Genomic DNA, 14,871 nt, shown 5'->3' with positions numbered 1-14,871 from the left:
CGCGCGTGCCGCTTCGAGCATGGCCGCATGGTGGACATGTCTCTGTACGCGGCGTTTCTGGTCGCCGCCTTCGCGCTCTGCGTCACCCCCGGCCCCGACATGATGTTCATCGTGGCGATGGGCGGGCGGGGCGGGCCCGCCGCCGGGGTGATGGCCGCGTTCGGCGTGGCCTGCGCCATGCTCGTGCACACGGTGGCGGCGGCGCTCGGGCTGTCGGCACTGTTCAACATGCTGCCGACGCTGTACCACGTGCTGCGCTGGGTCGGCGCGGCCTATCTGCTCTGGCTGGCGGTGAAGGCGTTCCGGGACCGGTCGGTGCCGGGCGAGAGCGGGGAGAGCGGCGGCGGGACGGGGATGCGGCGGGCCTTCTGGCAGGGTGCCGTCACCAATCTGCTCAACCCCAAGGTGATCCTCTTCAACGTGGCGTTCCTGCCGCAGTTCGTGAACCCGTCGCTCGGGCACGTCCCGGGGCAGTTGCTGCTGCTCGGGACCACGCTCGTGGTCATGGGGTTCCTCTGGGACGGCGGTGTGGGGCTGCTCGCGGGGCGGCTCGGGGACGTTCTTCGGCGCAGTGCGCGCGTGAACCGGTGGATGAACATCGTGTCGGGGACGGTGTTCACGGGGCTCGCCGTACGGCTGGCGGCCTCACCGAAGTAGGCGAGAGGAGAGGCAACCTCTGGTTGACACCCATACGGCGTCAACCTAAGGTTGACAGCATGACGACGAACCCCAACATCACGTCATCCGTACGGCTCGACGACCTCATCACGGCCATCAAGAAGGTCCATGACGAGCCCCTCGACCAGCTCCAGGACGCGGTGATCGCCGCCGATCACCTCGGGGAGGTGGCCGACCACCTCATCGGCCACTTCGTGGACCAGGCCCGGCGTTCGGGTGCCTCCTGGACGGACATCGGCAGGAGCATGGGGGTCACCCGGCAGGCGGCCCAGAAGCGGTTCGTGCCGAGGGAGTCGGCGGACCTGAACGCCGACCAGGGCTTCAGCCGGTACACCCCCCGGGCCCGCAACGTGGTGATGTCCGCCCACAACGCCGCCATCACCGCCCGCAACCCCGAGGGCCGTCCCGAGCACCTCGTCCTCGGCCTGCTGGCCGAACCGGAGGGTCTCGCGGCCACGGCGCTCGTCGCCCAGGGGGTCACCCTCGACGCCGTCCGGCAGGCCGCGACCGACGCGCTCCCGCCGGCCGCGGAGGAGGTCCCCGAACTCGTCCCCTACGGCTCCGACGCGAAGAAGGTCCTGGAGCTCACCTTCCGCGAGGCGCTCCGACTGGGCCACAACTACATCGGCACCGAGCACATCCTGCTGGCCCTGCTGGAGTTCGAGCACGGCACGGGGGTGCTGTCGGGGCTGGGCATCGAGAAGACCCCGGTGGAAGCAGCTCTCGCGAAGGCGCTGGAGGGGTACGCCAAGACGCAGGGAGAAGGGGGCGGGGAGGGCTGAGGGGGTTCCGGCTGGGCGGCTGACCTCCGGTGGGGATGAGCGGCTGATCTCCGGTCCGGCTGCCGGTGGTCCGGCTGGGCGGCTGGTCTCCGGTCGGGCCGGGGCGCCCACGGCCCAACCAGCCGTCCGCGGTCCGGGCGCATGTGGTCCCGCGCTCCGACGCCCTCGACCCAACTCACCCTCCTGCGGCCCAGACGCCCGCGACCCGACCCAACCCTCCGCGCCCCGATGTCCGCGCCCCAGCCCCCCGGGCCCGGACGCCCGCGGTCCGACCCAGCCGTCCACGGTCCGGACGCCCGCGGTCCCGCGACAACGCCCGCGCCCGGATGCTGGCGGTCCAGTTCAGTCTTCCGCCGCCTAGGACGTCCGCGGCCCAACCACCCATCCGCGCCCCGACGCCCTTGACCCGGCTCCCCCCGGCCCGGACGCCCGTGGCCCAACCCAGCCGTCCCCGGCCCGGATGCCCGCGGTCCAACACCGCACCCCACCCCACGTCCGGGCGCCCGCGCTCCGCCCAGCCCCCAGCCCCCGAACCCCCGGACATGCGCGGCAACCGTCGATGTCCGGAAGGTCCGTTGTCAGTGGTGGCTGGCAGACTCGCTGGTGTGACTGATCGGTGGGCTCTCGCTCCGGTCGAGGACGGTGGTGTGGAGCTGGCCGTCCTCGGGGGCGACGGGCTGCCCGTCGGGCCGGTGCGGCGGGAGGCGGATCTCGTCGAGGCCGTGCGGGGGCGGCCCGAGGTGACGCGGTGGGTGTGGCGGTCCACCGCCGAGGTCTATCCGCGCCTGCTCGCCGCAGGGGTACGGGTGGAGCGGTGCCACGACATCGAGGACGCCGAGACCCTCCTGCTCGGCCACGAGGGGCGGTACGGCGAACCGCGTTCGGCCGCCGCCGCCCTGGCCCGCCTGCGCGGCGGCCCCGTACCCCCCGACCCGCCCCAGCGCGCCGCCGAACCGGGCTCGCAGTCCTCCCTGTTCGAGCCGCAGAGCGTCCACGTACCGCTGACCGACCTCGTCGAGGTCTACGCCGACCAGCAGCGGCGGCACGACACCACCGCGCACCCCGACCGGATGCGGCTGCTGACCGCCGCCGAGTCCGCCGGGATGCTGGTCGCCGCCGAGATGAACCGCGCCGGGCTGCCGTGGAGCGCCGACACCCACCGCCGGGTGCTGCACGAACTGCTCGGCGAGCGGTATGCCGGCGGCGGTGAGCCCCGGCGCCTCGCCGAGCTGGCCGACGAGGTGTCCGCGGCCTTCGGGCGCCGGGTGCGGCCCGACCTGCCGGCCGATGTCGTCAAGGCGTTCGCGCAGGCGGGCATCAAGGTGCGGTCGACCCGTCGCTGGGAGCTAGAGTCCCTTGACCACCCGGCCGTGAAGCCGCTGGTCGAGTACAAGAAGCTGTACCGCATCTGGGTCGCCCACGGCTGGTCCTGGCTCCAGGACTGGGTGCGGGACGGGCGGTTCCGGCCCGAGTTCATGGCCCACGGCACGGTCACCGGCCGCTGGGTCACCAACGGCGGAGGCGCCCTGCAGATCCCCAAGGTGATCCGGCGCGCGGTGGTCGCCGACCCCGGCTGGCGGCTCGTCGTCGCCGACGCGGACCAGATGGAGCCGCGGGTGCTCGCCGCCATCTCCCGCGACCCCGGGCTCATGGAGGTGGCCGGGCGCGAGACCGACCTCTACCAGTCCGTCTCCGACCGGGCCTTCTCCGGCGACCGCGCCCAGGCCAAGCTCGCCGTGCTCGGCGCGGTCTACGGCCAGACCTCCGGCGACGGCCTGAAGAACCTCGCCGCCCTCAGACGCCGCTTCCCGAAGGCCGTCGCGTACGTCGACGACGCGGCCCGCGCGGGCGAGGAGGGCCGGCTGGTGCGGACCTGGCTCGGGCGGACCTGCCCTCCCGCGGCCGGCGCGGAGGACGCGGAGGAGGCGGGCATCCCGCAGGACGACCCGGCAGGCCCGCCCGCTTCCGGCGAGGACGGCTGGGTGCCCGGGTACGCCTCCACCAACTCCCGGGCCCGGGGCCGTTTCGCCCGGAACTTCGTGGTGCAGGGCAGCGCCGCCGACTGGGCCCTGCTGCTGCTCGCCGCGCTGCGGCAGACCTGTGCGGGGATGGCCGCCGAACTGGTCTTCTTCCAGCACGACGAGGTGATCGTGCACTGTCCCGAGGAGGAGACGGAGGCGGTCGTGGCGGCGATCAGAGCGGCGTCGGACCTGGCGGGGCGGCTGACGTTCGGCGAGACACCGGTGCGGTTCCCGTTCACGACGGCGGTCGTGGAGTGCTACGCGGACGCGAAGTGATCACCGTGGACCGGAGTCGTCGAGCAGGGCGATGAGTTCCTGGAGCACCGCCCTCTCGTCCGTGCCGTCCAGCGCGTCCAGAGCGGCCCGCCACTGCTCGTGCGCCTCCTCGATACGACCCCGTTCGCGCAGCAGGAGGCCGTGCTGGTGGCGGGCGAGGGCGCCGGTGTAGCGGTCGGCGCGGGCGTCCGCGCGGCGCAGGAGTTCCGCGCACTCCGCGGCGGCGCGTTCGCCGTGGCCGATCAGGCGCAGGGCGCGGACCAGGCCGAGGCGGGTCTGCGACTCGCCGTGCCAGTCGCCGAGGCTGCCGAGGATGCGCAGGCTCTCCTCGAAGTGCGCCACCGCGGCGGCCGGTTCGCCGAGGGTGAGATGGGCGTGCCCGATGTTGCAGTGCGCCGAGTGCCGTACGACCACGCTGTCCATCTCCTCACCGATGGCGAGCGAGCGGCGGTGCTGCTCGATGGCGGCGCGCGGGTCGGTGTGCTCGTACAGATTGCCGAGGTTGCTGTGGGTGACGGCCTCGCCGAAGGGGTCGTTCAGCCGCCGCGCGTAGGCGAGGCTCTGGCGCAGTGCCTCGCCCGCCTCGGCGTGCCGGCCCAGGCCGTCGAGCAGCAGGCCCCGGTTGTTGAGGCAGCGGCGCGTCCAGGAGTCCCTGCCCAGCCGCCGCCAGATCGCGAGGGCCCGGTCGTTGAGGGCCAGGGCCTCGCTGTGCCGGCCGGTCAGGAAGTGCAGTCCGGCCAGGTCGCCCAGGGCGCACGCCTCGGCCTCCTCGTCGCCGAGCCGCCGGGCCACGGTGAGCGCGGCCCGGCCGAGGACCTCGGTCTCGGCGACCCGGCCGCTGCGCTGGAGGAGGGGCGACAACAGCCGCAGCAGTGTGGAGAGATGGGCGGCGGTGCGGGTGTCGGGGGTGTCCCGGTGCCGTTCGGCCAGGGCGACGATGTTCTCCAGCTCCGACTCGCCCCAGGCGAAGGCCTTCTCCGAGGAGGGGAACGGCGGGATGGCCAGCACGTGCGCCCCGTGCTCCGGCGGGTGGGCGGCGGTCGGGCGGCGGCGGTCCTCCAGGTCGAGGCCGGGTTCGACGATCGCGGCGAGGGCGCGTTCGGCGACGGCCGCGTACCAGCGCAGGGCGGTGCGGGCGATGTCGGGGGCGCGGCCGGTGCCCGCGAGTTCCCGCGCGAAGTCGCGGACCAGGCCGTGCGGGGCGTAGCGGCCGTACGCCTTCTCCTCCAGCAGGGCTACGTCGACGAGGCGGTCGAGCGCGTCCTCGGCGCGGGACTCGTCGGTGCCGTCGGTGCCGAGGAGGCGGGCGACGAGGGGGACGCCGTAGGTGGGCAGGTCGAGGGCGCCGATACGGGACAGGGTGAGCGCGGCGTCACGGTCGGAGCGGCGACCGGAGGCGGCGAGGGCGTCATGGGCGACGGCCAGGGAGCGGCGGACGGACAGGTCGTCGTACTCCAGGTGCCGCAACCGGTGCTCGGCGGCGGCCAGTTGGTCGGCGAGGACGTCCGGGGTGAGGGCGTGCCGGGCGGCCAGACGGGCGGCCACGACACGCAGGGCCAGCGGGAGGCGGCCGGTGAGTTCTATGAGGGGGTGCGTGGCGTCGATGGGGGTGGCGGCATCGGAGGAGGAGGCGGGGGCAGAGGTGAGGGCGGTATCGGCGGCGGCGGTGTGGTGGGCGGCCGGGGGCGTGCTGCCGTCGGCGGGGACGCCATCGGGGCCGGGGGCCTCCTGGCCGTCCCGGTGCTCCCTGCCTTCGCGGTACTCCTCGCCTTCCCGGTCCTCCCGGCTTTCCCGGTCCTCCCCGCCGTCCCGGCCCGAGATCGTGCGCAGCAACTCCGCGCTCTCCTCGGCCGAGAGGGGGGAGAGCGGGAAGCGGTGGGCGTCGTCGAGGGCGGTCAGCGGGGAGCGGCTGGTGACGATCACCGCGCAGCCGCCGCCGGCCGGCAGCAGCGGCCGTACCTGAGCGGCGCTCGCGGCGTCGTCCAGCACCATGAGGGTGCGGGTGGGCGCCAGCAGCGAGCGCAGCAACGCGGCTGCCGCCTCCGGGTGTTCGGGGATGCTGCGCGGATCGGCGCCGAGGTCGCGGAGCAGGGCGGTGAGGGCCTGGGCCGCGGTGAGGGGGGTCATGCCCGGGGAGGCGCCCTGGAGGTTGACGTAGAGCTGACCGTCGGGGAAACGGTCTCGCAGTTCGTGGGCGACATGCAGGGCGAGCGCGCTCTTGCCGACACCGGCCATGCCGCTGACGACTCCGACGGCCGGACCACCGTCGGGGGTGAGGGCACGGCGGAGGTCGTCCCGGGTGGTGACGCGTCCGATGAAGTGACCGGGGGGAGGGGGGAGTTGGGCGGGCCGGGGCAGAGGGAGGGGGGTCTCGGTCCCGAAACCGATTCCGCCCGTGGTCTTGTTGGCAAGGGGCGGCGGATCGGCCACCGGTGCCGAGGAGGGAGGGGAGGCCGGGTGGGACGCCGGGCGGACAGGGGGCGCCGGCGGGGCGTCTCCGCGCGTAGCGCTTGCGGGAGGCGCGCCGGGAGGGGCCGACCGGATCCCCGGAGGAGCCCCGTCGGCGTCAACTACCCGCCCCGGAAGCTCGGTTGCCTCCGTGCGGGCTGCCTCACCCCTCTCCGAGGAGTCCGGCCGGAGACGTCGGCGACGGTCCGCCGTCGGCTGCGCGGTACCGATACCGACACCAGTACTGGCGCCAGTGGCGGACCGGCCGTCGCCGGCTCCCCCGCGCAGCACCTGCACATGTGCCGCGCGGACCGCCGGGCCCGGTTCCACACCGAGTTCCTCGACCAGGCGGGTGCGCAGGTCGCGGTGGACGGCGAGGGCCTCGGCCTGGCGGCCGGTGCGGTGGAGGGCGAGCATGAGCTGGCGGTGGTAGGACTCGCGCAGCGGGTGTTCGGCGGCCAGTGCGGAGAGTTCGGGGACGAGGGCGCCCGGCCGGGTGTCGGCGAGGGCGAGCTCGGCGTCGTAGTGCCACTCCAGGAGCAGCAGCCGGGCCTCCTCCAGGCGCTGGACCAGGGCGTATCCGGCGAGTTCGGAGGGGACTCCGCTGAGCGGGGCGCCCCGCCACAGCGCGAGCGCGGCCGCACAGGCCCGGACGGTCTCGGTCCAGTTCCCTTCGGCGTGCGCGCCGCGGGCCCGGGCGGCGTGGGTCTCGAAGACCTGGACGTCGAGTTCACCGGGCGCGACGCGCAGCAGATAGCCGGGGGCCACGGCTTGCAGGCGTTCGGGGTCGTCGAGCAGCCGTCGCAGCCGGGAGACGTGGTTGTGGAGCGAGGCCTTCGCCGAAGCGGGCGGGGTGCTCCCCCACAGCGCCTCCTTGAGGGACTTGGTGGAGACGACCCGGCCGGCTTCGAGGAGCAGGGCGGCCAGCAGGATCCGCTGCTTGCGGCTGCCGACCACGCGCACACCGGCGCCGCCCTGGCCGTCGTACAGAATCGGCGGCCCGAGCAGTCCGAACCGCAGCCCCGACTGCGATCCGCGCCCCATCACGCCGCCCGTTTCTGGCGGAAACCCGCCCTCTTCACGGCGGTTTCCCGCCAGCCGTACGCCACCGGCCACTGCCGGAATCCACTGTCGCCCCGCGGTTGCCCACCGTCGGTCCCCCATCGCCGCCGTCTACTTCACGCCAACCGGCTGCTCACAAGACGTAGATGCGTTGGCCACATGTTAGCGATTTGTTGGCGCAACCTGATGTGATCACATCATCGGATCTGGCCCGAGGGCGCGCGCGTACGACGCGCAACTCGGGGGAGTGTCGCCGTCGTGGCCGGATCCGTGGGACGCGAGAGGGTCCCGGTCGGCGGAGGTGAACGACCGGGACCCTCGTCCTGTCCCGGCCCCGGGCCCTCCTCAGATCACGGGCGGGCGCCCCAGCCTGGTGAGCTGCCACACCGTGCGCCACCTCATCGGCCGCCGTTCGCCGGCCGGTTCCCGCAGCCCCTCGACGAACCCGCCGAACCAGGCGCGCAGCCCGCTCACCGAACGGATCCGCAGCAGGGTGAGCGCCGTCCACACGCCGAGGTGCACGGGGATGAGCGGCAGCGGCAGCCGGCGCCGGACCAGCCAGACGCGGTTGCGGGCGTTGACCCGGTAGTAGATGGAGTGCCGGGCCGGCGAGGTACGTGGGTGCTGGAGCAGCAGTTCGGGGGCGTACAGGATGCGCCAGCCGCGGTCGGCGGCCCGCCAGGCCAGGTCGGTCTCCTCGTGGGCGAAGAAGAACTCGGCGGGCCAGTCACCGGTCTCGGCGAGCATGGCCGTGCGGAAGGCGTGCCCACCGCCCAGGAAACCGGTGACATAGCCGCCGCGCATCGGGTCGGAGGCGCCGACGCGGGGCACGTGCCGCTGCTGGGTCTCGCCGCTCTCGTCGGCGATGCGGAACCCTACGATGCCGAGCCGTTCGTCGGCCGCGAACAACTCCTGTACGCGGCGCAGCACATCGGCGTCCACGAGCAGTCCGTCGTCGTCGAGTTCCACTACGACGTCCATGTCGCCGAAGTCCCGCAGCCGGGCGAGGGCCACGTTCCGTCCGCCGGGGCAGCCGAGGTTCTCCTCGACGTCGAGGGTGGTGACCTCGCCGGGCAGGGAGAGCCGCTCGGCGAACTCGGGCAGCCGGCAGCCGTTGCCCACGATCACGATCCGGGCCGGGGCGAGGTCCTGCTTGGCCACGGACCGCAACAGGGCGTCGACCTCGTCGGGCCGGTTCCCCATCGTCACGACGGCCACGGCGATCCTCGGCGCGCCCATGTCCTCACCTCGTCCCTGCGTCCCCTGGTCCCCGTCGTCCCGACGGGCGTCAACCGGCGCGATGCTAGCCGTTCACGGTGCGGACTTCTCGGGTATGGGGGTGCGCGGCGGGGCGGTGCCCGGCCGGGGTTGGCCCCCTGCGTCCCTCTTCCTCACCCTCGCCGGTTCTCTTTCCGGCGCACGAACTTCAGTCCCGACCAGTCCTCCCCCAGCGCCGCGACCTTCACGTCGACGACGCCGAGCGGCAGGAAGACCTCCCGCAGGGCGTTCTCGGTGATGTCACTGACGTGCCCGGCAGCCCTGCGCGGCCAGGCGACCCACAGGGCGGCGTCGTCCGCGAGGCCGGTGACCAGGTCCCCCGCCCCGGCGGCGAGCCGCGCGTACTCGCGGTGGAAGGTCACGACGACGTCCGCGCCGCGCGGGCCTCCGGCGGTGACCTCGCAGTCGTCGGGCAGCCCGGGGATGTCCCACCCGTCGGGGGCACCGTCCAGGTGCACCCGGTGCCCCGCCTTGATGCCGAGCTTCCTGGCGAGGGGCGTGGCGGAGTAGCCCCCCGGCGACCCGGTTCCTGACATACGCCACCTCCGCGCGCTGATCCGGCCCCGTCCACCCCATCGTGACGGGCCACGCGGAGGATGCCCGTCGGGACGCGGTGGCAGGGGCGGGTCGGGGGATGCCTGTCTGGAGGCAGATGTCCCGGGGCTGGCGGGCCGGAGGAAGCTCGTGCATGCACCGGCGGCCGGGGGGGGGCGGCCGGAGCATGTTCGCCCATACGGGGTGGGCGGAGGCGGGCCGGAGGATGCCCACCTCGACATGGCTGCCGGAGGCGGGCGGAGGACGTCTGCGTGGATACAGCGGCTGGGCAGATCGGAGAAGGTCGACCCCGGCACAGCGGTTGGCGGCAGGCCCGAGAACGTCCACCCCAGCACAGCGGCTGGCGGCAGACCTGAGAACGTCCACCCCAGCACAGCGGCTGGCGGCAGGCCCGAGAACGTCCACCCCAGCACAGCGGTTGGCGGCAGGCCCGAGAACGTCCACCCCAGCACAGACACCACCGGCGGACCGTCCGCCCGGACGCAGCACCCCGGGGGCAGGTCCCCATGCCGTAACGGCTACCGCACCACCCGCGCGAGCAGCGTGGCGAAGTCAGCCGGAAGATGCCCGCCCGAACACAGCACTTCGCGACAGGCCGGAAGACGCCCGCACGGACGGACACAGCAGCCGCCGCAGACCGGAGGACGTCCGTCCGGACACGGCGGCCAAGGACGGGCCAGAGGTCAGAGGATGTCCGTCCGAGCACAGCGCCCCGGGGCAGGCCGGAGACCGTCCGCCCCGACGCAGTGACCAGCGGCAGACCGGAAGACGTCCGCCCGAACACAACACCCTGGAGCAGGCCCCCATGCACTGACGGCTACCGCACCACCCGCGCGAGCAGCGTGGCGAAGGCAGCCGCAAGATGCCCGCACGAACACAGCAGGCCGCCGCAGACGGAGGACGTCCCTCCGGACACAGCGGCCCAGGACGGGCCAGAGGATGTCCCGTCCGAACACAGCGACCCTGAGCAGGCCCCATGCCGTAACGGCTACCGCACCACCCGCGCAAGCAGCGTGGCGAGGTCGGCCAGGAACTGGAGCCAGGGGCGGGCCTGTTCGGCCCGACGCCCGAAGCGTCTGCGCCAGCCGCCGGGCCGGAGGTCGCCCCGGCGCTGGATCGTCCTGTCCCGCACCCGCCGTAAGGACGTGGCGCGGCTCGTTCCGATGCGCTTGCGTCGCCTCATGCCGGGACGTTAGCGGCGGCGCGATCCGTGGCGCAGGGCGGCGGACCGCCAAAGCGGGCGGGTGGTTATTGGCGGTAACGGGTAAATCGCAACAGCGTCCGGCCCGTGCCGACGCACGTGCGTACTCGGCATCACCGTGGGCACGGTGCAGTGCAGTCCCATGTGAAGGCGTTGCCGCGCGAACTCGGCCTGCGCGACCGCGTTCAGGCGACGATCCTCGCCTACGACCTCGGCCCGACCCGACCCGGCCCGCAGCCGTCCGGCCCCACCTCCGACCGCCACCTGTGATCACGGCCTCGGACCCTCACCTCCGACCGCCACCTCTGACCGCCACCTGTGACCGCCACCTGTGATCGCGACCTCTGCCCCCCTCACCTCTGCCCCCACCTCCAACCGCCCCCGTCCAAGGGACCCCCCATGACCGCCCTGCGCAAGGCCCTCACCCACCCGGCCGCCCTCGGTTACCTGGCCCTGTGTGCCGCCCTGCTGATCTGGGCCGTGGGCGTGTCCGTCGGCGACAGCTCCGGCGAGTCCATGGCGGGTGTCATCCCCCTGCTCGCCACGGCCCCCTTCAGCCTCGTCCTCCTCGCCCTACCGGACGGGCCCCTGACGGTGGTGTTCGCGGTGGCCTTCGGCGCGCTGGTCAACGCGGTGTTCATCGGCTGGTGCGCGCGGGCAATGCGCCGGGGCCACCCCAGCCGTTGAGGAGGCGCGCGGCCGGCGCGTCAGCCGCTCCGGGGCAGGCCCTCGACGCGGTCCTCCACGAAGGCCGCGTACTGCGCGGACATCTTGTCGACGTAGGTGTGGAGGTTGAACTGGCGCTCCACGTGCCGGCGCCCCTGCTGTCCCAACCTGCCGGAGAGCTCCGGGTCGAGGACGAGGCTGCGCACCCGCTCGCCGAGCTGGTCGAGGTCGCCCGGCGTCACGACGTAACCCGTCCTGCCGTGGATGACGGCCTCCGGCAGACCGCCGGTCGCGGTGACGACGACGGGCCGTCCGGCGGACATCGCCTCCAGCGGCGCAAGGCCGAGCGGCTCCGGGTAGTCCGACGGGTACACGACCACGTGGGACTGCGCGTACAGCCGGGGCATGAGCTCCTTGGGGGTGGGGACCAGATCCACGTGGGAGCGCAGGTTCAGGTCGTCGATGAGCCGGTTGAGCCGCAGGAGGAACCCCTGCTGCTCCTCGTGCCAGTCGACGACCTCGTGCGGGCTGGTCAGCACGAGCCGCACCGGCAGACCCGTCCGGCGGAGCCTGCCGATCATGCGTACGGCCAGCTCCGCGCCCTTGTCCGGGATGAGGCGGGCGGGCAGCAGCACGGTGCTGGAGCCGTCGCGGCGGGGCGGCGGCAGATCGCGGAACCGGCTGGTGGCGATCCCCAGGTAGGTGCGCCGGGCGCGGATGCCCAGATGCGTGCGGCAGGCGAACGCGAGGTAGTCCGACACCACGTAGTGGCCGTCCCAGGACCGGCAGAACCGGGCCGTCCACGGGTCCTCGGGCCAGATGCTGTGGTACGTGTGCAGCAGCGGCTTCCCGGTGCGCTCCCGGAGCCGGCTCAGCGCCAGCGCCGGGACCGGCGAGAAGTGGTGCAGGTTGTGTCCGTGCACAAGCTGGACGCCCCGGCTCTCCACGGTTCGCGTGAGCCATTCCAACAGGTCGGCGGCCTGCCGCTGTTCGAGAGGTGTCAGGTGTCTGCGCCCCGCGTGCAGGGCGGTGCGGTGGTACTCGGCCAGCCGCAGCAGGGGGTGGGTGAGGATCTCGACCTGGTCGACCGGCTGTGGCCGCTTCTCGCCGGTGAGCAGGGTCACCCGGTATCCCCGGCGTGCCAACAGGGCGGCGTAGTCGGCCAGATGTGACTCGACGCCTCCGACCGTAGGCGGGAAGGCCCAGTGCACGAGAACTATGGAGCACCGCGTTTCGGTTGGCCCACCGCCTACCACGTATCTCCCTCTCGTCGGGGACCGTCTGCGTCAGGTCGTGCGGAACCCGGATGTCTCGATACGCCACTCCTCGTCGTCGACGCCCAGCACGTCCGTGCCGCCGTCGAGGTCCACGCGCACGTCGACCGAGCGTTCGCCGAGCCTCAATCCCCGAACAGAGTAGGGGGAATTCAGTCCCATGAGTGAGGGCGCGATCGGCCGTAGCGCCAGCCGGCGGGCGGGAACATCGACATCCGGTCGCAGCATCGCCGAGCAGAGCAGTGCCGCGGCCGCCGCCGCCCAGGCCTGCGGCCTGCAGGAGGGGGGATACGGCGCCGGCCGCCCGAACCGGGACGACGGGTAGGCCGCGTACAGCTCGGGCAGCCGGTAGTCGAAGTGGGCTGCCGCGTCGAGCATGCCGCCCAGCAGGGTCGCGGCCTCCTCGGCGAAGCCTGCGGTGGCGAGTCCGTGTACGGCGATGGCGGAGTCGTGGGCCCAGACCGAACCGCCGTGGTAGCTGAACGGGTTGAATCCGGCCAGGTGCGCGGACCGGGTGCGGATGCCCCAGGGGGTCAGCAGTTCCTCGGACAGGAGGGTCTCGGCGACCCACCGGTGTTCCTTGTCGTCCAGGAGAATGCCGGAGTTCAGCAGGTGCCCCATGTTGGAGGCCGGGCCGGTGACCGGCTGTCCGCTCCCGTCGACGGCGATGGCCGGATACCGTCGGCCGTCCTGCCGTTCGATCCAGAAGAACCGGTGGAAGGCGGCGCGCAGCCGCTCGGCCCGGTCCCGCCAGCGGGCGGCCTTCTCCTCCTCCCCGGTGAGTACGGTGAGGAGTTCGGCGTATCCGGTGGCGGCCTGGTACGCGTATCCCTGGACCTCGCACAGGGCGATGGGCGGGTCGACCCGCCGTCCCTCCGCGTCCCGGATCGCGTCCGGCGAGTCCTTCCAGCCCTGGTGGAGCAGGCCGTCCGCGCGGCCCTTGCCGTAGCTGATCAGGTCGTTGGCGTCCATCGCCCGCTCGACCCAGCCCATCGCGGCCGTCGCGTGCGGCAGCAGTGCCCTGACGTCCTCCTCGCCCAGACCCCACTTCCATGCCTCGTGCAAAAGCACGACGAAGAGGGGGGTCGCGTCCACGGAGGCGTAGTAGCGGGCGGGCAGCACCATGCCGTCGCCGTGGCGGGTCTCCGCGGGCCGCAGTTCGTGCAGGATCCTGCCCGGGGCCTCCTCGGTGAAGGCGTCGTGACGGGTGCCCTGCCGCCTGGCGAGGGCCCGCAGCGTGCCGCGGGCCAGCCCGGTGCCGAACGGGAGCATCATGCGGGCCGCCCAGATGCTGTCACGGCCGAACAGCCCCAGGAACCAGGGGCATCCGGCGGCCACGAACTGGTCCTCGCGCTCTTCGTCGGAGCTGTGGCGGTCGGCGAGCCGCAGCGCCTCCAGGTCGGCCAGCGCCCGCTCCAGCAGCGCGGCCATGCGGTCGTGACCGACCACCCCGGCCTGCTGCCAGGGGGCGTCCTGGCGGGGCGGCACCGGATAGCCCGCGACGGTCGTGGTCTTGCCGTGCACGAGCAGGTGCACGGACCACTCCTCGTCCGGCTCCAGCAGCAGCTCCCAGCGGAGCTCCACGTGGCCGGGGCGATCCTCGACCGGGGTGATGACCGGCGGGGTCCCGCCCTGGGACTCGGTGCCCCCGGGCCGGGCCCCGCCCCCGGCCGGCCGCACGGGCTCGGTCCGCAGCACGACCTCGCTGTTGTCGTACGGGCTGTGCCACCGCACGGCGGGCACGACACCCTCCACCTGCTCGTACGGGACGTCGTCGACGGGCAGGCCGGCCTTGATCGTGGCGACGTCGGCGAGGTCGGTGGCGGCCAGCACCGAGAGGGTGAACCGGGCGGCCCGGCCGCTGACGTTCTGCACCAGCACGGCGTCGCTCGACTCGCCCCGGTCCGGGCGCCGTACGGCCCGCTCGCGCGCGACCAGCAGCCAGGGGGCGGACGTCGGGTCCTCGGAGGACCGGCACACCGCCCGGAACAGCGCCTCCCGGGAGCCCTCCGGACGGTGGGCGACATGCTCCGGCTCCCGGCCGTCGACCAGCAGCCTCAGCGTGTGCAGGAGCCTGCGGTCCTGGTCGTAGAAGCCGTCGACCCCGGTCCCCCGTAGCTGTCCGTCCGCGGCGGACAGCGCGAACGACGGCGCGGCCAGGCAGATCACCGTGTCGTCCAGAAACGGCTGTCGGCCCGTCTGAGGGGAGGCGGAGTCGTTCACTGATGTACCTTTCCGAAGCGCCGCGGGGCCCACTGCGACCGTGCTGGCCCGGCCCGTCGGGCGGTCGTCGCGACCTCGCACGTGGCGAGGACGGTGCCGGACAAAACACCCGAGCAGCCGCTTGATGGGGAGCCACGATAACGGCTGGCCGCCCCCGCAGCCATCATCCGAGGTCGAACGAGCCGGGGGCGGGCGAGTCGCGGGGAACCGGCGCACGAGAGGCGAAATACCGGCGGGCGACGGGTGCGTCAACGGTTGGCGGGTGGCCCGAAGCCTGGCGGACGACAGCCGAGCCGGCGGCGGGTGAAGGGCCGTAGTCCGGTGAGCGCTTGGCGGGCGACGGCCGACGACAGGCGCGTGGGTGGGGATCCACTGGCGGGTCAACGGCGGGGTACGTGGAGGAAGAC

Annotated in this window: 11 protein-coding genes; 5 read left to right on the top strand and 6 right to left on the bottom strand. The window is 73.5% G+C overall.

Going from position 1 to position 14,871, the window contains the following annotated elements; translation table 11 throughout:
• Nucleotides 1-27 precede the first annotated feature (27 nt).
• From ACZ66S_RS20635 to ACZ66S_RS20625, 3 genes are all read left to right on the top strand, one after another.
• The gene (locus ACZ66S_RS20635) at nt 28-657 is read left to right on the top strand and encodes a LysE family translocator (RefSeq protein ID WP_469902931.1); all 630 of its coding nucleotides are present in this window, start codon (nt 28-30) and stop codon (nt 655-657) included.
• 59 nt (nt 658-716) lie between these two features.
• Entirely contained in the window at nt 717-1,460 is a 744-nt protein-coding gene (locus ACZ66S_RS20630) for a Clp protease N-terminal domain-containing protein (RefSeq protein ID WP_469902930.1), read from the top strand.
• Nucleotides 1,461-2,065: 605 nt separating this feature from the next.
• On the top strand, nt 2,066-3,757 hold the full coding sequence (locus tag ACZ66S_RS20625) for a bifunctional 3'-5' exonuclease/DNA polymerase (protein WP_469902929.1): 1,692 nt from the start codon (nt 2,066-2,068) through the stop codon (nt 3,755-3,757).
• On the opposite strand, the gene ACZ66S_RS20620 is transcribed toward ACZ66S_RS20625, so the two are convergent.
• The 4 genes from ACZ66S_RS20620 to ACZ66S_RS20605 form a co-directional block, all read right to left on the bottom strand.
• Entirely contained in the window at nt 3,758-7,249 is a 3,492-nt protein-coding gene (locus tag ACZ66S_RS20620) for a BTAD domain-containing putative transcriptional regulator (RefSeq protein WP_469902928.1), read from the bottom strand.
• Nucleotides 7,250-7,612: 363 nt separating this feature from the next.
• A complete protein-coding gene (locus ACZ66S_RS20615) occupies nt 7,613-8,506 on the bottom strand; it encodes a glycosyltransferase family 2 protein (RefSeq protein WP_469902927.1) in 894 nt (297 codons plus the stop codon).
• A gap of 152 nt (nt 8,507-8,658) precedes the next feature.
• Complete coding sequence (locus ACZ66S_RS20610; RefSeq protein WP_469902926.1) at nt 8,659-9,081, bottom strand: DUF3052 domain-containing protein; 423 nt, start codon at nt 9,079-9,081, stop codon at nt 8,659-8,661.
• 1,007 nt (nt 9,082-10,088) lie between these two features.
• Entirely contained in the window at nt 10,089-10,283 is a 195-nt protein-coding gene (locus ACZ66S_RS20605; protein WP_469902925.1) for a hypothetical protein, read from the bottom strand.
• A 150-nt stretch (nt 10,284-10,433) separates the two neighbouring features.
• Between ACZ66S_RS20605 and ACZ66S_RS20600 the strand changes: the two genes are divergently transcribed.
• Together ACZ66S_RS20600 and ACZ66S_RS20595 are read left to right on the top strand one after the other, a co-directional pair.
• Nucleotides 10,434-10,571, top strand: coding sequence for a hypothetical protein (locus ACZ66S_RS20600; protein WP_469903043.1), 138 nt, complete (start codon nt 10,434-10,436; stop codon nt 10,569-10,571).
• Between the two features lie 129 nt (nt 10,572-10,700).
• A complete protein-coding gene (locus tag ACZ66S_RS20595) occupies nt 10,701-10,988 on the top strand; it encodes an SCO4225 family membrane protein (RefSeq protein WP_469902924.1) in 288 nt (95 codons plus the stop codon).
• Nucleotides 10,989-11,008: 20 nt separating this feature from the next.
• On the opposite strand, the gene ACZ66S_RS20590 is transcribed toward ACZ66S_RS20595, so the two are convergent.
• Nucleotides 11,009-12,178, bottom strand: coding sequence for a glycosyltransferase family 4 protein (locus ACZ66S_RS20590; RefSeq protein ID WP_469902923.1), 1,170 nt, complete (start codon nt 12,176-12,178; stop codon nt 11,009-11,011).
• A 75-nt stretch (nt 12,179-12,253) separates the two neighbouring features.
• A complete protein-coding gene (locus tag ACZ66S_RS20585; RefSeq protein WP_469902922.1) occupies nt 12,254-14,464 on the bottom strand; it encodes a glycogen debranching N-terminal domain-containing protein in 2,211 nt (736 codons plus the stop codon).
• Nucleotides 14,465-14,871 lie beyond the last annotated feature (407 nt).

It is taken from the genome of Streptomyces sp. NPDC107471, from assembly GCF_055582845.1.
This window is presented reverse-complemented; position numbering and strand designations above follow the sequence as displayed.